The sequence below is a fragment of the Teichococcus globiformis genome, assembly GCF_042646265.1.
In the GTDB taxonomy this organism is placed as follows: domain Bacteria; phylum Pseudomonadota; class Alphaproteobacteria; order Acetobacterales; family Acetobacteraceae; genus Pseudoroseomonas; species Pseudoroseomonas globiformis.
On the sequence record NZ_JBHRTN010000004.1, the window covers coordinates 73,277 to 91,493 of the forward strand.

An 18,217-nucleotide genomic window follows, 5' to 3' on the forward strand; every position below is an offset into this window, starting at 1 on the left:
GCATTTCGGGAGGAGAGGATGCAAGCGCCTGGATCAGAGATAGCGTTCCGTCAGGTGCAGGGTGAAATCCACGGGATCGAGCGGCTTGCCGGTGGCTTCGCGCAGCAGATCCTGGAAGCCCAGCCGTGAACCCTGCCCGTGCACATGCAGGCGCAGCCAGCCGGTCAGCGGCGACATGTCGCCCTTGGCCAGCGCGTGGTCCAGCCCCGGCACCGCGCCGCGCGCCGCGCGCATCAGCTGGGCCGCCGCCATGGCCCCCAGCGTGTAGGATGGGAAGTACCCGAAGGCGCCGTCATGCCAGTGGATGTCCTGCAGGCACCCCTTGGCATCGTCGGGCGGAGTGATGCCGAGAAGGGCCGCAAAGCCCTCATTCCACGCCTCTGGCAGGTCGGCCACCGCCAGTTCGCCGCCAATCAGCGCCCGCTCCAGCCGGAAGCGCAGGATCACATGGGCGGGGTAGGTCAGCTCATCCGCATCCACCCGGATGAAGCCGCGTCGCACCCGCCGCCAAAGCCGCCCGAGATTCTCCGGTGCGTAGGGCGCGGCATCACCGCCGAAGGCGGCGTGCAGCTTAGGACCCAGAAAGGACAGAAAGGCATCCGACCGGCTGGCCTGCATCTCGATGATCAGGCTCTGCGACTCATGAGCCGCCATGCCGGCCGCCTCGCCCACCGGCTGCCGGGCATGCTCCGCCGGCAGGCCGCGCTCGTAAAGGGCATGGCCGGTTTCGTGCAGCACGCCCAGCAATGCTTGGGCAAAAGCGTCAGTGTCGTAGCGCGTGGTGATCCGCACATCGGTAGGCGTGCCGCCGCAGAAGGGATGCAGGCTTTCATCTAGCCGCGCATGGGCGAAGTCCAGTCCGGCGCGCTGGGCCATCTCCCGGCACAGCGCCTGCTGGGTCACTGCCGCGAAGGGGCCATTCGGCTCCAGCGGTGCGGGCTGACGGGCCTGGCGTTCCTCGGCGCGCGGCAGGGCGTCCCGCAGGAAGGCTTCATAGGCGGCGAAGATGGGTTCCACATCGGCGCTGCCGATGCCGCGCTGATAGCCTTCCATCAGCGAATCGTAGGGCGAGAGGCCCATGGCCGCAGAAAGCGCCGCCGCTGTTTCCCGCTGCAGCTTGACCACCTCGGCAAGGAAGGGGGCGATGCGGGTGAAATCCGCTTGTGCACGGGCCTCACGCCAGACCGTCTCGCAGGCGGCGTTGGCACGGGCGCTGGCCTCCACGAGGCCGGTCGGCAATGCGGTGGCGCGGGCCTGGGCGTGCCGCATCAGCTCCAGATTGGCGCCATCCCATTCGCCCGCCGCATCTGCTTCCGCGAGATCGGCCGCCATGCCCGGTTCCGTCATCAACTCGTGCGAAAGGCCTGCCAGTGTGGCGAGTTGCTCGCCGCGGGCGGCCGCGCCGCCGGGCGGCATCACCGCCGCGGCGTCCCAATGCAGCATGGCCTGAGCCTCACCCAGTACCGCGATCCGGGCGAAGCGCGCCTTCAGGCGCTGATAGGCGGCATCACTCATGCAGCGCAGTTTCCTTTAGCCGGGTTCGGGCCCAGGCGATGAACACCCCGACCAGCGCCAAGGCAAGTCCGTACCAGGTGATCACATAGCCCAGGTGGTTGTTGGCGGGACGTGGCATTGCCGGCGCCGGCCATGGCAGCGGACCACCGGCAGGGCCCAGCGCCACCAGGGCAAAGGGCTCCGCCCGGTCGAGCCCTAGCGCCGCGCCGATCAGGGCCGTGTCGAAGGTATAGAAGCGGCGCGCCGAAGGATCGTCGGTTGCTGACACCCAACTCGCGGAGTCGCTGGGCCGCACATAGCCTTCCACCCGCACCTGCCCTTCCGGGCGTTGCAGCGGCGCCTGCCGCTCCAGTGGAACCCAGCCGCGATTTACCAAGAGGGGCGGCGCACCCTCACGCTGCAGCGGCACCACCAGATTCGCACCCATCACCTGGTTCCGCACCTCGATGCCCAGCAGCGCCTCCCGTTCGTGCAGGAAGCGGCCTGTGGCGAACACCTTGGTCCAGGCGGACGGAGCCGGCCCGATCGGCAAAGCCGGAGCGGCTTCGGCTGCCGCGAAATCGGCCAGCAGAGCGGTTTTCCACTGCAGCCGCTGCACCTGCCAGGTGCCCAGTCCGAGCAGGATCAGCAGAACGGGCAAAGTGGCGAGAAAGGGGATCAGCAGGCGGCGCCAGCGCGGCCTCGGCGTCATGCGGGAGTTCCGGAACGAAGGGGCCAGATACGCGACGGCCCCGCCCCTTGCGGGGCGGGGCCGATCGGCTGGATGGCAGCAGGCTCAGTGGGCCGTGGGGCCGGCGCCGAGCACGTACACGCAGACAAAAAGGAACAACCACACCACGTCCACGAAGTGCCAGTACCAGGCGGCCGCCTCGAAGCCGAAATGGCGCTGCGGCGTGAACTGGCCTGCGCGGGCGCGGAACCAGCACACCGCCAGAAAGATCGTGCCAATGATGACGTGGAAGCCGTGGAAGCCGGTGGCCAGAAAGAAGACCGATGGATAGATGCCGCCGCCGGCGAAGGCAAAGGGAGCCTCGGCATACTCCACCACCTGGAAGAAGGTGAACATCATCCCGAGCAGAACGGTCAGCCCGAGGCCCTGCACCAGACCTTTGCGATCATTCTCCAGCAGTGCGTGGTGCGCCCAGGTGACCGTGGTGCCGGAGAGCAGCAGGATCAGCGTATTCAGCAGCGGCAGATGGAAGGGATCGAAGGTGGTGATGCCGGCCGGCGGCCAGACCGCCTTGGCAGCGCCCGACACATGCTCCGGATACAGGGCAAAGTGGAAATAGGCCCAGAAGAAGGCGACAAAGAACATCACCTCCGAAGCGATGAACAGCAACATCCCGTAGCGCAGGCCGAGGCGAACGATCGGCGTGTGCAGCCCGGGAACGCGCGACTCGCGGACCACATCGCGGAACCACAGAAACATCGTGGCCAGCACGATGAGCAGCCCCACTCCGAACACCCAGTGGACGTTGTGATGGGCGAAGAGAATGATGCCGAACAGCATCAGACCGGCCCCGAGCGAAGCCACCAAGGGCCACGGGCTTGGATCCACCAGGTGGTAGGGGTGCTTGTTGGGGGGCGGAACGTCCGCCTCCACCGTCACGTTGCTGCTCGACATAAACGCTTCCCGGTTCGCTTCAGGGGGTCGAATTCTTCATCGGGCCTCATGAGGTCCCGCAGTCCCGTTGCCATCAATCCCGAAATCGCCCCCTGGATCAAGAGCTGGCGATCATCGGTGCGGGACGCATCAGGGCGTCGCATCCCCGCGACGCCCCACATGGGGGCCGGCCTTGGCCAGCGCGCCGGCCTTCTCCGCATCGGCCAGCGTACGGAAAAAGGTATAGCTCAGGGTGATGGTGTGGATGTTCCGCGTGTTGGGATCATCGGCGATCTTGGGATCGATCCAGAAGGAGAGTGGCATCTCCACCTGTTGTCCGGCAGCGAGGGTCTGCTCGTCGAAGCAGAAACAATGGACCTTGTGGAAGTAGGGGCCTGCCACCTCAGGCGTGACATTGTAGGTGGAGATGCCAGTGCTCGGCCCGTCGATACGGCTTTCCGCCGTGTAGAACGCCATGGCATCCTGCCCTGCCGGAACCTCCATGCTGTTCTGTCCAGGCTGGAAGCGCCAGGGAAGCCCCGGGCTCGTGTTGGCGTTGAACCGCACCGTCACGGTTTTTCCCGTGACACCCGGGGCTGGTCCACCGCCGATCTGCGGCGTTCCGCCATAGCCGGTGACAGCGCAGAACAGGGAGTACAGCGGCACGGCGGCAAAGGAGAGCCCGAGCATGCCGGCTACCACGGCACCGGCACCGAGCGCGACCCGGCGGTTGCGGCGGGCCAGTTCCGGATCATTCACCGGCATGTGCTTGCTTCTCCCTCAGGCTGATGTGGACCTTCCACCCAGTTCAGGCGACCGGTCGCCACGCTCTCTCAGCTGACCTGCATCCTCGCGAGAGCAATGAAATAGAACAGAACAACAAGCCCGATGAGGGCGAACAGCATGGCCAGATTGCGGCCGCGCCGACGGCGGATGAAGGTCTGCTTCTCCGCCTCGCTCATGCCGGAAGGTGCATTGCCGTTCTTCATCCGCGCACCAGGATGTCGGCAGCCAGCGTCGCGAACAGCACGAACAGATACAGGATGGAGAACTTGAAGCCGGCACGCGCCGGAGCATCATTGGTCAGGCTGCGACCGGCCTCATCCTGTGCATCCGTCCTCACCTTCCACATGGCGTGGAGAAACCAGGCGCCGAGTGCGGTGGCGACCACGCCATAGGACCAGCTCGCCATGTCGATCAGCGTCGGCACCACGCCCAGCGGCGCCAGCAGCAGGGAATACAGCCAGATCTGCCGGCGGGTTTCCTTGGCCCCGGACACCACAGGCAGCATCGGCACGCCGGCACGCTCGTAATCGCCGGAGGCGAAGAGCGACAGCGCCCAGAAATGTGGCGGCGTCCAGAAGAAGATGATGGCGAACATCAGCACTGCTTCGACGGAAATCTGCCCGGTCACGGCGGCCCAGCCGATCATGGGCGGGAATGCCCCTGCGGCGCCGCCGATGACGATGTTCTGCGGTGTCCGGCGCTTCAGCCAAATGGTGTAGATGAAGACGTAGAAGCCGATAGCCATGGCCAGCACGGTGGCGGCCACGAGATTGGTGGCGAGCCCCATAACCACCACAGAGGCAATGGCCAGAAACACGCCATAGCTCAGTGCCGCGCCGGGCTGGATGCGACCAGCCGGAATGGGCCGCCCTGCGGTGCGGCGCATCACCGCGTCGATGTCTCGGTCATACCACATGTTGATGGCACCCGAGGCGCCGGTGGCAATGGCGATGCAAAGGATGGCCGTGACGGCCAGCACCGGATGAAGGGTTCCGGGCGCCACCAGAAGCCCGCAGGCTCCGGTGAACACCACAAGGGACATGACGCGCGGCTTCAGCAACGCGATCCAGTCGCGCACCTCGCCGCCATCGATCTCGCCTGACATGCCGAGGGGGGCAACGCCCCCCCCTTTCATCGCACTTTCGCTCACAACTGCCCTGCTTTGGCTCAGCGGATACGGGGCAGCTCATCGAAGGTGTGGAAGGGCGGCGGGGAAGAAACCTGCCATTCCAGCGTCGTGGCGCCCTCGCCCCAGGGATTGGCCTCGGCCACTTGCTTCCCGGTGAAGGTACGCCAGCAGACATACAGGAACACCACGAAGGATGCCACCGAGATATAGGCGCCGAGGCTGGCAACCAGGTTCCAGCCGGCAAAAGCGTCCGGGTAATCCGGGTAGCGACGCGGCATGCCCTGGGCCCCCAGGAAGTGCATGGGGAAGAAGGTCAGGTTCACGCCGATGAAGGTCATCCAGAAATGGATCTGGCCCCACTTCTCCGGATACTGCTTCCCGCTCATCTTGCCGATCCAGTAGTAGAAGCCGGCAAAGATCGAGAACACCGCGCCCAGCGACAGCACGTAGTGGAAGTGCGCCACCACGTAGTAGGTGTTGTGCAGGATCACATCGACGCTGGCATTGGCCAGCTTCACGCCCGAAACGCCGCCCACGGTGAACAGGAAGACGAAGCCCACAGCGAACAGCATCGGCGTCGTGAAGCGGATGGAGCCGCCCCACATGGTGGCGATCCAGGAGAAGATCTTGATGCCCGTCGGCACGGCGATGATCATGGTCGCGGCCATGAAGTAGGCCCGCGTGTCCACCGAGATGCCGGAGGTGAACATGTGGTGCGCCCAGACCACGAAGCCGACCACGCCGATCGCCACCATCGCGTAGGCCATGCCGAGATAGCCAAAGATCGGCTTCTTGGAGAAGGTCGACAGCACGTGCGAGATGATGCCGAAGCCGGGCAGGATCATGATGTAGACTTCGGGGTGGCCGAAGAACCAGAACAGGTGCTGGAACAGCACCGGGTCGCCGCCGCCGGCCGGATCGAAGAAGGCCGTGCCGAAATTGCGGTCCGTGATCAGCATGGTGATGGCGCCGCCAAGCACCGGCACCGACAGCAGCAGCAGGAAGGCCGTCACCAGCATCGCCCAGACGAACAGCGGCATCTTGTGCAGCGTCATGCCGGGCGCGCGCATGTTGAAGATGGTGGTGATGAAGTTGGCCGCGCCGAGGATGGAGGAAGCCCCCGCAAGGTGCAGGGCGAACAGCGCCATGTCGAGGCCCATGCCTGACTGGTAGGTGCTGTTGGACAGGGGCGGATACAGCGTCCAACCCGTGCCGATGCCTCCCACGAAAAGGCTCGCGGTGGCCAGCATCAGGGCCGGCACCAGCAGCCAGAAGGAAATGTTGTTCAGGCGCGGGAAGGCCATGTCCGGCGCGCCGATCATGATCGGCACGAAATAGTTGCCGAAGCCGCCGATCAGCGCCGGCATGATGACGAAGAACACCATCACCACGCCATGCGCGGTGACCGCCACGTTCCAGGACTGCCCGTCGGCGAAGAACTGAAGCCCGGGGGATTGCAGTTCCAGACGCATCAGCAGCGACAGCCCGACACCGACAAACGCGGCCGCAACCGCGAAGATCAGGTAGAGGATGCCGATATCCTTGTGGTTCGTGCTGAAGAACCAGCGCGCCACAAAGCCGGGAGTGTGATCATGGTGACCATGGTCGCCATGGCCGTGTTTGTCATGCGTATCCGACGCGCTCGCCATATCTGTCCGTCCGTCCCGCTTTCGAGCTTATCCGTCTTGGCGCCGCCTTTTAGCGGCGCGCCTCCGCCCCCGCCTCGGCAAACCGGGTCGGGCCACCGGCCGGCGCCGGGGCCGCTGGCCCCTCGGCCGCGAAACGCTGCCGGGCATTGTTGGCCCAGGCGTCAAACTCAGCCTGCGGTACCGCCTTCACCACGATCGGCATCAACCAGTGGTTCTGGCCGCAGATCTGGTTGCACTGACCGTAGAAGGTGCCGGCCCGGTCGGCCCGCAGCCAGGTCTCCATGGTGCGGCCAGGAATGGTGTACTTCTGAACGCCCAGGCTGGGGACGAAGAAGCTGTGGATCACGTCCTGCCCGTTGGTGATGATGCGGATGTTCTGGCCGACAGGCACCACCAGCGGCTCATCCACCTCCAGGTTGCGTAGCTGCCCGGGCTTCAGATCGGCTTCCTGAACCGGGTAGCTATCGAAAGCGAAATTGCCTTGATCGGGGTAGGAATAGTGCCAGTACCATTGCCGCCCGGTCACGTTCACCGTCATCGTCGGATCCACGGCCCGATCCTCGTAATAGATCAGGCGGAAGGACGGAATGGCGATCACCAGCAGGAGGAGGCAGGGCACCACCGTCCAGGCGATTTCCAGCGCGGTGTTGTGGCTGGTGCGTGAAGGAACCGGATTGGCCGATTCGCGGAACCGGTACACCACCCAGGCCAGCAAGGCGCCGACAAAGGCGGTGATGATGATCATCAACCACAGAACGAGGTTGTTGAAGTCGTGGATGGCGTCCTTGATCGGCCCCGCCGCGGCCTGCAGGTTGATCCCCCAGGCATGCGGCGCGCCGACCATGCCTTGTTCAGCGCCCGCCGAAGTGGGGGTTTGGGCCCCCGCCCCACCGACGCTCGCCAGGGCGAACAAGGCCGCCCCCGCTGCCAGCCCAGCCAGGCGACCGGCACGCATATCCTCGAACCAGGCCGAAACCGTCTTGCGCCGCATTCCCTATCCCGTCCGCTCATCATTCTGACGCCGGCCTGCGGGGCGATGTGCCCTTTGGCCTGGCGCCGGCGCCTTCGGCACCGCTGCCCAATCCAGGTGGAGCGCGGTTCGCGCCCAACCCTTCAACCTCCCATCCTCCCGGACGTCACCGGAAGGTTCCGTATCGCGACCATAGTCGCCCGGTGCGGCAGCACACAAGGGAGGGCGGACAAAGGAAGCTGAGACGAAGCTCAACACAGTCCGGGAAAACCGCGGGACGGCGCTGTGGCACGTCCCCTGGCGCTCCACGGAAAAGCAAGGTTCAGGCAGCCGCTGCCTGCTCCGGCAAGGCAACACGGCCGGGGGCGGTGTTGCGCAGGTGAACCAAAGTAAACAGGCCAGCCGGCGGGCAAGGCTGCACCGCTTCGACCTGGATCTGCTCGCGGTCGAACAGGTCGCTGAAGGCAAAATCCGGGTGCCAGCCCAGCACACGGGACAGCGGCGCCATGGTCCGTTCCACCCACCAGCGCGGGCCGGCCTCGGCGGCGAAGTGGTTGACGAAGAGCAGATGTCCGCCCGGCCGCACCACGCGCTGCATCTCGGCCAGCAGGCGCTTTGCGTCCGGCACCACCGAGGCGGTGAACATGGCCACCGCGATGTCGAAGGCGCCGTCGGCGAAAGCCATCGACTCGGCGTCCATCTCCAGGAGCCCGTCGACGTTGCGCAGGCCTTCCTGCCCAACCCGCTCCTGCGCCTTCAGCAGCATGTCGCGAGACAGGTCGATGCCGGTGACGTGCTTTTCTGAACGGTAGCGCGGCAGGGCGAGGCCCGTCCCCACTCCGACCTCGAGCACCCGCGTACCCGAAAGGCGGTTGACCGCATCCACGGCCCGGCGCCGCCCGGCGGCGGAAACGCCGCCGAATACGGCGTCATAGACACCCGCCCAGCGGCGATAAGCGTCACGGACCGATGCCGCGTCCAAGGCCGCGCGCGGGTGGTCCCGCAACGTCTGATCGACCGCCTGATCCCGCGATGTTTCGAGTGTTGTCGCCATTCCCTGCCCTCACGCCCGTTGTCCGCTAGCCGCTTGGCGGCTGACGCGCAAGCGCAACTCTCGCACCATCCAGCCAAGCCCAGGCTGCGTTCTGCATGGCAGAAGCCTGGGCCTCACCGGCGACCCTCCGGCCAGGCCACCAGCAGCCCGCCCAGTGTGATCACCGCCGCACCGATCCAGGTGAAACGATCGGGCGGGTGGCTGAACACCAGCCAGGACGCCAACACGGCCCAGAGAAGCTGCGAATACATCATCGGTGCGAGCACGCTGGCCGGTGCCCGGGCGAAGGCCAGCACCAGGAAAACATGGCCGATGCAGCCGAGCACCCCAAGCGAAAGCAGTGATCCCCAGCCCGCCATACTGTCCGGCGTGATCCAGAGAAAAGGTTGCACAAGGGCCGTGGCCAGGGAGGCGGCCACGCTGGTGTGCAGGATGGTGGTGTCCGGGTCGTCCAGCGCCGCCAGCTTGCGGGTCAGGATCTGGTACACGCCGTAGAGGAAGGCGGTGCCGAGCGGCAGCAGGATCGCCCAATGCGGCATCGGCCCGCCGGTAAGAAAAGGCGGCCGCAGCGCGACGGCGACCCCGGCCAGTCCGATCACGATGCCGAGCCACCGCCGGGCCGAAACCTTTTCGCCCAGCCACAATGAAGCCATGGCCACCGTGAAGAGGGGCGAGGCGAAGTTCACCGCCGTCGCGTCGGATAATGGCACCTGCATCAGTGCCAGCGAGAACAGGCAGTTGGCTCCGGCCAGCGACAGGCTGCGCACCGCCTGCAATCCCGGCGCGCGGGAGCGCCAGGGCACCCTGCCCTTCACCACGCGCATCACCGTCGCCACCAGCAGCACGCTGACCGCGAAGCGCGCAAACATCAGCTGCCCTACCGGGAAATCCGCGGTCAGCAGCTTGATGGAGGTGTCCATCGCGACAAAGAAGGCGATGGCCAGGAGCTGCAGCAGGACGCCGGTGAGGATCGGGGGCATGACAGCGATAGCATGGCAGCCCGTTTGGCAGGGGGGAATGGCTCCCGCGCCCGCCACTGCCTACCACGCCGCTTAGCGGCGGAGGATGAACAGGGCTTCCGCGGTGGCGGTCACCATTTCCGGCTCCGGCGCCGACACGGGGGGCGGCGCCGCTTCCCCACGGGCCGCCATGGGCGCGGCGGCGACACGGAAACGGGGCGCTCCATCGGGTGTGTCGAGCCTCAGCTCGCGAAACTCGGCCACGCGCAGGCCCAGCTGTTGCGCCACCGCCTCGGCACGGGCCTGAAGTGCCTCGATGGCGAGCTTGCCGGCTTCCTGCCGTGCTTCCAGCCGCTGCGCACTGGAAAGCGACCAGTCCATGCCATTCATGACCAGCCCCTGCTGTTGCAACGTGCCGGCGAGTTCCAGCAGCGGCGTCGCTTCCTCGCCGCGCAGCAGCAAGGTCTGGCTCGCCGTCCAGACTCGCTCCTTTTCGCTGCGGCCGGTCCAGTAACCGCCGGTGCTGGCCTGGACCCCCGCGACGCGCCGTGCCGCTTCCAGCGCCGCGGTGACACGGCGGTTTACCTCTGCCTGCACAGCGCCCGAGCCGGAGCCGCGTGCCTCGGCCCTCAGCGTCACCCGCAGTTCCGAAGGCGGACGCTCCACCATGCCGGCTTCCGACAGCCGCAGCACCGTGTCCGCTCCTGCCACCTGGTCGGTGCTCCGCGGTGCGGAGGGCTGGCTCGGCGACTGGGCCAGGACCGGCGCCGTGGCCAACAGGCCACCCAGTGCCAGAACGGTGATCGAGCTTGAACGCATTTCCTGCTCCTCGGACAATCAGTTCCGCATATCGGCCAACCTCGCGCCGCTGCAAACCCCGCCAACCATACCCGGACCGGCATGAGCCTCACCGACCGTCTGCCCGACCTCAACCTGCTGCGCCTGTTCGTCGCCCTGGTCGAGGAGCGCCACGTCACCCGTGCCGGCAACCGCCTGTTCCTGTCGCAGCCAGCCGCATCGGGCGGGCTGAAGCGGCTGCGCGAGCAATTCAACGATCCGCTGCTGGTCCGCGAAGGGCATGAGTTGCGTGTGACCGAGCGGGCGCAGCAGCTCTACGACTCCCTCGCGCCGCGCCTCGCGGAACTCGCCGGCGCCTTGCACGCGGCCAGTGAGTTCGATCCTGGCCGCGATTCGCGCCTGTTCAGCCTGGGCTGCACCGACGCCGTGGCCTTCGCCATCCTGCCGGTGGTGCTGGCCGCCTTGCGCCGGGAAGCGCCACTCTGCCGGATGACGCTGCGCATCGGCGACTACCGCAGCCTGCCGCCGATGCTGGCGCATGGCGAGGTGGGCGCGGTTCTTGGCTACCTGGGGGAGGAATTGCCGGCCAATGCGCGCATGCGCGTGCTGCACCACGCCCACTGGCTGGTGCTGCGCGATCCGGCCACACCGCCGGCCGGGGCGCTCGATGATTTCTGCGCCCGCCCGCACGTGCTGGTCACCGGCCGGGGCGAGTTGCACGGCGTGGTGGACGCGCAGCTGGCGCAGCAGGGCCGTGCGCGCCGGGTGGTGCTGGGGCTGAGTTCCTTCGCGCTGCTGACAGCGGCGCTGCCCGGCACCGACCTGATCGCCACCGTGCCGGACTTCGTGGCCCATCGGCTGGCACTGCGCGCCGGGCTGGTCACCGAGCCGGCGCCGGTCTCGCCGCAGATCCTGCCCAACGCCCTGGCCTGGAGCGACACCGAGGATCAGAACCCGGCGGAGCGCTGGTTCCGGTCGCAGGTGATCGCTGCCTTCGCGTCCGTGTTCGGCCGCGGCTGAGGCCTGACAGCCTTCGGGCCGGTGGATAAGCTCGGGCCGAACGTCCCGGAATCGCCGCATGCCCGTCTGGATCGCCGTCACCCTTGCCGCTGCCCTGTTCCAGACCTGGCGCACGGCCCTGCAGCAGAAGCTGCGTGGTCAGCTTTCGGTCAACGGCGCCGGGGTGGTGCGGTACCTGTACGGGGTCCCTTTCGGCCTTGCCCTGCTGCTGACCTACTCGGCGCTGGTGGGGACGCAAGGCGGATTGCCGCCCCCCACCCTTTCGTTTCTCGGCTTCGCGGTGCTGGGGGGGCTGGCGCAGATCCTGGGCACCAACCTGCTGATCATGGCGTTTGGCGCGCGCGGCTTCGCCGTGGGCACCGCTTACGCCAAGACCGAGGCGGTGCAGGGCGCCGTTCTGGCGCTGATCCTGCTCGACGAGCGGCTTTCGCCTCTCGCCTGGCTCGGCATCGCGGTGGGAGTGAGCGGCGTGCTCTACCTCTCGCTGGCCGGCAAGCGCGAGGGGATGTTGGGGCTGCTCCGCGCCACGGTGCAGCCAGCGGCGCTCTACGGGCTGGGTGCCGGGCTGGGCTTCGCCTTCAGCGCCGTGCTGATCAAGACCACCAACCAGCAGCTCGACCACCCCGATCCGGTGCTGCGGGCGCTGCTGTCCCTGGTCGCCATCAACCTGCTGCAAACGCTGATGCAGGGCGCCTGGCTGGCTTGGCGGGAGCCGGACCAGCTTCGTGCCGTGTTCGCCTCCTGGCGCGACAGCGTGCCGGTTGGCGCGCTTTCAGCCCTTGGCTCCGCCTGCTGGTTCACCGGCTTCGCCCTGGCCCCCGTGGCGCTGGTGCGCGCCCTGGGACAGACCGAGATCCTCTTCACCCTGCTGTTCAGCCGCTTCTACCTGAAGGAGCGTCCCAGCCACGCCGAGATCGCCGGCGCGTTGATCGTGGTGGCGGGGGTGGTGCTGGTGCTGCTCGGCCGCTGATTGGCCAAGGTTCCGCCTGCCAGGACGGCGAGGTTTCGGGGTTCAACAGCCTTGTCACCGACCGGTCATCAGACCGTCACGACGACGCTCTATACGCCTCTTCCCGAAGGGGGCGCGGTGACGTTGCCCGCCTCGCCAGGGAAGGGCCGGCATGCTGCAGCTTGAAACTTTGACGCGCCGGTTCGGCGGCAAGATCGCGGTGGACAGCGTCAGCCTTTCCGTGCCGGCGGGGCAGATGGTGGGCGTGATCGGCCGGTCGGGCGCCGGAAAGTCCACCCTGCTGCGCATGCTGAACCGGCTGACCGATCCTAGCACCGGCCGCATCCTGCATGACGGGCTCGACGTCACGGCGCTGCGCGGCCAGGGGTTGCGCGACTGGCGCACCACCTGCGGCATGATCTTCCAGCAGTTCAACCTGGTTCCCCGGCTTGACGTGCTGACCAACGTGCTGGTCGGCCGGCTGAACCACCATCCGGGCCTCGGCGGCACTCTGGCCACCCTGTTCAAGCGCTTCCCCGCCGCCGAGCGCGCGGCCGCACTCGACAGGCTCGACCGGCTCGGCCTTGCCGATCAGGCCCTGCAGCGCGCCGATACCCTGTCCGGCGGCCAGCAGCAGCGCGTGGCCATCGCCCGTGCCCTGATGCAGCAGCCGCGCATCATCCTGGCCGACGAGCCGATCGCCAGCCTCGACCCTGCCAATGCCCGCACCGTGATGGAGGCGCTGCGCGACGTGAACCGGCGCGACGGCATCACCGTGCTGTGCAATCTGCACCATCTCGATACGGCCCGTCATTATTGCGACCGCATCGTCGCCATGCAGTCCGGGCGGGTGATGTTTGACGGTGCTCCCACAGGCCTGACCGCCGCGAAGGTGCGCGAGATCTATGGCGTGTCGGAAGAGGAATTCGACAGCATGGCGGCGGCGGAGCCCTCGGTCATGAAGCCGGCACCACGACAAGCAGCGCCGGGCGCGCGCGCGCCCGCGCTGGCGGATTGAAGCCGCCCCGCTAGCCGACCGGCGCCTGTCGCTGACGCGGGGCGCCCTGCCTTCCAAGGAGAAGAAGTGTGATGATCACCCGTCGCTCCCTGGCCGCCATCGCGGCCGGTTCCCTGATGCTGCCTGCCCTGGCCCGGGCCCAGGCGAACGGCCAGACCTTTGAAATGCCGCGCGCCGGCAAGCGCGACTGGGCCGCGCAGGTGCCGCAGATCCGCGTCGGCCTGCTGGGCGGCGAAAATGAGGCTGACCGCCTCGGCCGCTGGGACAATTACCGCAAGCTGATCGAGGACACCTTCGGGGTGCCGGTGCGCCTCTACCCGGCGGCCGACTATGCCGGCGTGATGCAGGCCTTCGCCGCCAAGCAGATCGAGTGCTCGGCGATGGGGGCTTCGGGTTATGCCGGCACCTGGCTCGACACCAATGGCGGCGTCGAGCCCATCGTCGTTCCGCGCGAGATCGATGGCTCCATCGCCTATGTCGCCGTGATGGTGGTTCGCAAGGATAGCGGCATCGAGAGCCTGGAGCAGATGCGCGGCAAGTCCCTCGCCTGGGCCGATCCGAACTCCACTTCCGGCTACCTGATCCCGCGCTCCGAGCTGCGCAATGGCGGCCTCGACATCAACAGCTATTTCTCGCGCACCGGCTTTGGCGGCGGGCATGAGCAGGCGGTGGTGGCCGTGCTGCAGAAGCAGTACGACGCGGCCGTGACGTGGGCCTCCGGCCAGGGCGAGGAGAGCCAGGGCTATACCCGGGGCAATCTCCGCTCCATGGTCGAGAAGGGCATGCTCGACATGAACGACATGCGCATCATCTGGAAGTCGCGCCCCATCCCCAACGGCCCGCTGGTGATCCGCAGCGACCTGCCGGCCGCCTTCAAGGCCGATTTCAGGCAGTTCCACCTGGCACTGCCCACCGCGCACAAGGAGATCTACGAGCAGATCGAGCGCGGCGGCGGCCAGGGCTACGCCGAGGTGACGCACGAGATGTTCGACCCGATCGTGCAGCTGCGTCGCGAAGAAGCCGCCGAGCGCCGCCGTCGCTCGTGATCCCGCGTCCCGGGCCGGGAGCGTGACGGGTCCGGGGGAACGCTTCCTCCCCCCGGACGCTTTCGGCATCGGCCCTTCTTCGTGAAGCAGAGGAGGCGGCGCTTTGTTGGCCGCCACGCAGCACCGCATGCAAGCCACCGCCATGAGCCCCGCCGCCACGCGCGGGGAGGACGCCTACCGGGCGTTGCGCCGCCAGCGCCGCAATGCGGGGCTCACCGGCCTCGCCATCCTGGCGGCTTGCCTGCTGCTGGCGGCCTGGGTCAGCGAGTTCAGCCCCGCCGCCCTGATCGACGGCGCGCCGCGCATTGGCGAGTATTTCGGCCGCATCCTGCCCGATCTGCGCTGGGCGGCCCTGCTCTCCGGACCCGATGCGGAAGGCAGCCTGGCCTTCTGGTTCTACCGACTTGACTCCTGGTTGCTGCTGCTGCTGCAGACGGCCCAGATGGCGGCACTGGCGACGCTGGGCGGCGCGGCCATCGGCCTGCTCCTGGCCTTTCCGGCCGCGCGCAACCTCGCCCCCTCGCCCTGGCTGCACCATCTGACGCGGCGCGGGCTGGAAGCGACGCGCACCGTCCCCGAGATCGTCTATGCGCTGATCTTTGTCTGGGCGTTCGGCGTCGGCCCGCTGGCGGGTGTGCTGGCCATCGCCATCCACACCACGGGCGCGCTGGGCAAGCTGTTCTCCGAGGTCATCGAGAATGCCGAGATGCAGCCCTGGGAAGGGCTGCGCGCCTCGGGCGCCAACTGGGCGCAGGCCTGCCGCTACGCCATCCTGCCGCAGGTGGCGCCCAATCTGCTGAGTTACGCTCTGCTGCGGTTCGAGATCAATGTGCGCAGCGCCAGCGTGGTCGGCTTTGTCGGTGCCGGCGGCATCGGGCAGGAACTCTACCAGGTGATCTCCTTCAACTATTACGAGGAGATCAGCGCCATCGTGCTGCTGATCGTGGCCACGGTCATGCTGATCGACCTGCTGTCCGACCGCCTGCGCCACCGCCTGACCCATGCCGCGGGAGCGCATTGAGATGAGCACCTCCGTCGAGAACTGGCGTCAGCGCCAGCCACGCGCCTTTGGCGCCACCCGGGGCGAGCGTGCCCTGCGCTGGGTTGGCGGCGCGGCCTTCATCCTGTGGCTGCTGTGGTCCTTCTGGCTGTTCGAGATCACGCCGCAGAGGCTGTGGAACGGGCTATCCGGTCTCGCCACCATTGTCCGGCTGATGGTGCCGCCCAGCCCTGGGGCGATGTGGCTCGACATCCTGAAGGGCATGGCCGAAAGCGTCGCCATGGCCTTTCTCGGCACGTTCATCGCGGCGCTGATCGCGCTGCCGCTCAGCTTCATGGGCGCGCGCAACGTCGTCACGGCAACGCTGCTGCGCTTCTCGGTGCGGCGCTTCTTCGATGGCATTCGCGGCGTCGACCAGCTGATCTGGGCGCTGGCCTATGTGCGCGCGGTTGGCCTCGGCCCTCTGGCCGGCGTGCTGGCCATCATCACCAGCGATCTCGCCGTGCTGGCGAAGCTGTATTCGGAGGCCATCGAGAATGCCGACAGGCGGCAGGCGGACGGCATCCTGGCCTCCGGCGGCAGCCGGCTCCAGGCGATCCGCTACGGCATCCTGCCGCAAGTGCTGCCGGTGATGATCGCACAGGCGCTGTATTTCTTCGAAAGCAACACACGCTCGGCGGCAATCCTCGGCGTGGTGGGCGCCGGCGGTATCGGTCTGCAGATCGCCGAGCGCATCAAGGTCCGCCATTGGGACGAGGTCGCCTTTATCATCATGCTGATGGTGCTGACGGTTGCGGCGATCGATTACCTGTCCGGCAAGTTGCGCAAGCGGCTGATCGGGCGTCGGGATGGCAGCGCGGTGATCTGACCGGGGCGCGCTTCGTGGCTCCAGACAGCGAGGGCGCCGGGGAGAAGGATCCCTCCGGCGCCCTGTCCGTTTCGGTGCTTCCGGTCGCGGTATCCACCGCCTCCGGAGATCAGGCGGCATCCTCGCGACGGTCGCGCGCCTTCACATAGGCGATGGAGGCGTGCTCCGGGCAGTAAGGCTTGCCGTTGATCGCCTCGGCTGTGCAGAAGCGGAACTCCGGTGTTCCCGGTTCTCCGATCGGCCAGCAGCAGGAACGGCCTCCCAGGCGCTGAAAAGGACGGACCACGGCGCTGGGCACCGGCGCCGGACGACGGGGCGGAGGTGGCGCGGCCGGACGGGGCTGCGCCAATGCGGCGGGCGGCGCGATGGGACGGGTCGCGGGCGGCAGCGTTGCCACCGGCAATGGTGTAGAAGGCCGGGTGGCCGGAATGACTGCCGGCTTGGGCTCCTGCACGGGGCGCGACGCCGCAGCCGGCGAAGTGCCCGTTTCCCGCCGGATCGGGCTCGGCCGCGCCGGCAGGCTAAGGCGATGCGCCTTGCCCACCACGGCGTTCTTGGAAATCCCCATGCGGCGGCCGATCTCAGCGGTTGAATGACCTTCGGCCCAAAGCGCCTTCAGCGCGTCGATTGCTTCAGTCGTCCAATCCATGACCCTTCTCCGCCTTCCGCTACCAGATACGGTAGTTAATGCGGCAGCATGGACACAAGATGCGGGCGGCGCGGCGACTCCGAAAAGCTGTGGAAAACCGCGCTGCAACCCCAAACATTCTTCTCGCGGGAAAAATATTCAGCATCCACACAGCATGGTTGCAATCGGCTGCAACTTCAATCGTTGCACGCGCAACTCAGAAAAGAAGCCCTTTTCTCAACATGCCGTGCACACCCTTCTCGCCATTCACGGTCTGGGTGACCCGAAAGTCCACGGCCAGCGAACAGAACTGATAGGCCTCCGCCGGCGAAAGATCGCTGCGATCGGCGATAAAGGCGATCATCTCGCGCAAGGCCTGCTTCATCGCAAGATCCAGGTCTTCATGGATACCCATGCTGATGTAGTGGGTCGGCGTTTCGGCACGCGGAAAGCGCGACGCCGGATCATGCTGTCCGCCGCCCTTCTGCAGCGTCAGCTTGAAGCGCCCGGTCAGCGACATCTCGAGCGCTGTGATGCAAACCTCGCCATCGCCCTGAATGCCGTGCCCGTCCCCCGCACTGAACAGCGCGCCGGCGTAATGCACCGGAAGATACAGCGTGCTGCCTGCAACAAGTTCCTTGTTGTCCAGGTTGCCGCCATGGGCGCGCGGCTCCTTGGTGGCGATGGTGCCCCATTCGGCGGGCGGCGCCACGCCCATGACGCCGAAGAAGGGTGAGAGCGGCAGGCTGAGCCCGTTTCCAGATCCGAAGGGCAGATGGCAGCGCCGCGCCGCGCGATCCACGGCGATGTGCACCATGCGGCGGTACGGGAAGTCGTCCGGCAGAGTTCCAACCAGCGGGCGGAAGAAGTTGTAGCCCCAATCCGAGCCGGGCTCGATCGCCTCGATATCGATGCGCAGGCAGTCACCGGGTTCCGCGCCCTCCACTGCCACAGGCCCGGTAAGGATGTGCCCCGATGCGTTCAGCCGCTTCTCCGCCACCGCCGCATGAATTTCGGCGAGGCCCGGCGGCAGGGTGAAGCCACTTTGCGGCCCGGGCGCCACCTCCGCCAGGCCGGAAACGCACTGCATCTCCACGGTATCGCCCGAGGCAACCGTCAACACCGGTGCATGGCGTGCATCGAAGGTGCCGACATGCACAGTGTCGGGTGAAGCGTTGAGCGTGTGGACGGTGGCCATGCGGCTCTCTCCTGGAACAGGGTGCCA

19 protein-coding genes are annotated in these 18,217 nt (G+C 67.1%); 6 read left to right on the forward strand and 13 right to left on the reverse strand.

What is annotated here, in order from left to right:
• Nucleotides 1–33: 33 nt before the first annotated feature.
• The 11 genes from ACFOD4_RS02145 to ACFOD4_RS02195 all read right to left on the reverse strand — a co-directional run bounded on the left by ACFOD4_RS02145 (nucleotide 34) and on the right by ACFOD4_RS02195 (nucleotide 10,484).
• A complete protein-coding gene (locus ACFOD4_RS02145; RefSeq protein WP_379593137.1) occupies nucleotides 34–1,515 on the reverse strand; it encodes a carboxypeptidase M32 in 1,482 nt (493 codons plus the stop codon).
• A complete protein-coding gene (locus tag ACFOD4_RS02150) occupies nucleotides 1,508–2,206 on the reverse strand; it encodes an SURF1 family protein (RefSeq protein WP_379593139.1) in 699 nt (232 codons plus the stop codon). The genes ACFOD4_RS02145 and ACFOD4_RS02150 overlap by 8 nt, the downstream gene beginning before the upstream one ends.
• A gap of 84 nt (nucleotides 2,207–2,290) precedes the next feature.
• Nucleotides 2,291–3,139, reverse strand: a complete 849-nt coding sequence (locus ACFOD4_RS02155) for a cytochrome c oxidase subunit 3 (protein WP_379593141.1) — start codon at nucleotides 3,137–3,139, stop codon at nucleotides 2,291–2,293.
• 129 nt (nucleotides 3,140–3,268) lie between these two features.
• Nucleotides 3,269–3,883, reverse strand: coding sequence for a cytochrome c oxidase assembly protein (locus tag ACFOD4_RS02160; protein WP_379593143.1), 615 nt, complete (start codon nucleotides 3,881–3,883; stop codon nucleotides 3,269–3,271).
• A 68-nt stretch (nucleotides 3,884–3,951) separates the two neighbouring features.
• Entirely contained in the window at nucleotides 3,952–4,107 is a 156-nt protein-coding gene (locus ACFOD4_RS02165) for a hypothetical protein (protein WP_379593145.1), read from the reverse strand.
• A complete protein-coding gene (locus ACFOD4_RS02170; RefSeq protein WP_379594718.1) occupies nucleotides 4,104–5,039 on the reverse strand; it encodes a heme o synthase in 936 nt (311 codons plus the stop codon). Before ACFOD4_RS02170 ends, ACFOD4_RS02165 begins: the two co-directional genes overlap by 4 nt.
• A 32-nt stretch (nucleotides 5,040–5,071) precedes the next feature.
• Nucleotides 5,072–6,682: a cytochrome c oxidase subunit I gene (gene ctaD / locus ACFOD4_RS02175; RefSeq protein ID WP_379593147.1), complete on the reverse strand. Its 1,611-nt coding sequence runs from the start codon at nucleotides 6,680–6,682 to the stop codon at nucleotides 5,072–5,074.
• Nucleotides 6,683–6,731: 49 nt separating this feature from the next.
• A complete protein-coding gene (gene coxB / locus ACFOD4_RS02180; RefSeq protein ID WP_379593149.1) occupies nucleotides 6,732–7,673 on the reverse strand; it encodes a cytochrome c oxidase subunit II in 942 nt (313 codons plus the stop codon).
• A 301-nt stretch (nucleotides 7,674–7,974) separates the two neighbouring features.
• On the reverse strand, nucleotides 7,975–8,706 hold the full coding sequence (locus tag ACFOD4_RS02185; RefSeq protein ID WP_379593151.1) for a class I SAM-dependent methyltransferase: 732 nt from the start codon (nucleotides 8,704–8,706) through the stop codon (nucleotides 7,975–7,977).
• 113 nt (nucleotides 8,707–8,819) lie between these two features.
• Nucleotides 8,820–9,686: a DMT family transporter gene (locus ACFOD4_RS02190; protein ID WP_379593153.1), complete on the reverse strand. Its 867-nt coding sequence runs from the start codon at nucleotides 9,684–9,686 to the stop codon at nucleotides 8,820–8,822.
• Between the two features lie 72 nt (nucleotides 9,687–9,758).
• Entirely contained in the window at nucleotides 9,759–10,484 is a 726-nt protein-coding gene (locus ACFOD4_RS02195) for an SIMPL domain-containing protein (RefSeq protein WP_379593155.1), read from the reverse strand.
• Between the two features lie 81 nt (nucleotides 10,485–10,565).
• Here ACFOD4_RS02195 and ACFOD4_RS02200 point away from each other — a divergent pair, with 81 nt between their 5' ends.
• The 6 genes from ACFOD4_RS02200 (at nucleotide 10,566) to phnE (ACFOD4_RS02225) (ending at nucleotide 16,364) form a co-directional block, all read left to right on the forward strand.
• Nucleotides 10,566–11,483, forward strand: coding sequence for a LysR substrate-binding domain-containing protein (locus ACFOD4_RS02200; RefSeq protein ID WP_379593157.1), 918 nt, complete (start codon nucleotides 10,566–10,568; stop codon nucleotides 11,481–11,483).
• 58 nt (nucleotides 11,484–11,541) lie between these two features.
• Nucleotides 11,542–12,453 carry an EamA family transporter gene (locus ACFOD4_RS02205; RefSeq protein WP_379593159.1) on the forward strand — a complete coding sequence of 304 codons (912 nt, stop codon included), beginning with the start codon at nucleotides 11,542–11,544 and terminating at the stop codon, nucleotides 12,451–12,453.
• Between the two features lie 151 nt (nucleotides 12,454–12,604).
• Nucleotides 12,605–13,450 (forward strand): phosphonate ABC transporter ATP-binding protein, encoded by an 846-nt coding sequence (gene phnC / locus ACFOD4_RS02210; protein WP_379593161.1) that lies wholly within the window; start codon nucleotides 12,605–12,607, stop codon nucleotides 13,448–13,450.
• A 71-nt stretch (nucleotides 13,451–13,521) separates the two neighbouring features.
• Nucleotides 13,522–14,496 carry a phosphate/phosphite/phosphonate ABC transporter substrate-binding protein gene (gene phnD / locus ACFOD4_RS02215; protein ID WP_379593163.1) on the forward strand — a complete coding sequence of 325 codons (975 nt, stop codon included), beginning with the start codon at nucleotides 13,522–13,524 and terminating at the stop codon, nucleotides 14,494–14,496.
• 127 nt (nucleotides 14,497–14,623) lie between these two features.
• Nucleotides 14,624–15,517 (forward strand): phosphonate ABC transporter, permease protein PhnE, encoded by an 894-nt coding sequence (phnE, locus tag ACFOD4_RS02220; protein ID WP_379593166.1) that lies wholly within the window; start codon nucleotides 14,624–14,626, stop codon nucleotides 15,515–15,517.
• A gap of 1 nt (nucleotide 15,518) precedes the next feature.
• On the forward strand, nucleotides 15,519–16,364 hold the full coding sequence (gene phnE / locus ACFOD4_RS02225) for a phosphonate ABC transporter, permease protein PhnE (RefSeq protein WP_379593168.1): 846 nt from the start codon (nucleotides 15,519–15,521) through the stop codon (nucleotides 16,362–16,364).
• A 109-nt stretch (nucleotides 16,365–16,473) separates the two neighbouring features.
• Here the strand turns inward: phnE (ACFOD4_RS02225) and ACFOD4_RS02230 are convergent, their stop codons facing one another.
• Together ACFOD4_RS02230 and ACFOD4_RS02235 are read right to left on the reverse strand one after the other, a co-directional pair.
• Entirely contained in the window at nucleotides 16,474–17,013 is a 540-nt protein-coding gene (locus tag ACFOD4_RS02230; RefSeq protein ID WP_379593171.1) for a GcrA family cell cycle regulator, read from the reverse strand.
• Between the two features lie 196 nt (nucleotides 17,014–17,209).
• Complete coding sequence (locus ACFOD4_RS02235) at nucleotides 17,210–18,190, reverse strand: acetamidase/formamidase family protein (RefSeq protein WP_379593173.1); 981 nt, start codon at nucleotides 18,188–18,190, stop codon at nucleotides 17,210–17,212.
• Nucleotides 18,191–18,217: the final 27 nt, after the last annotated feature.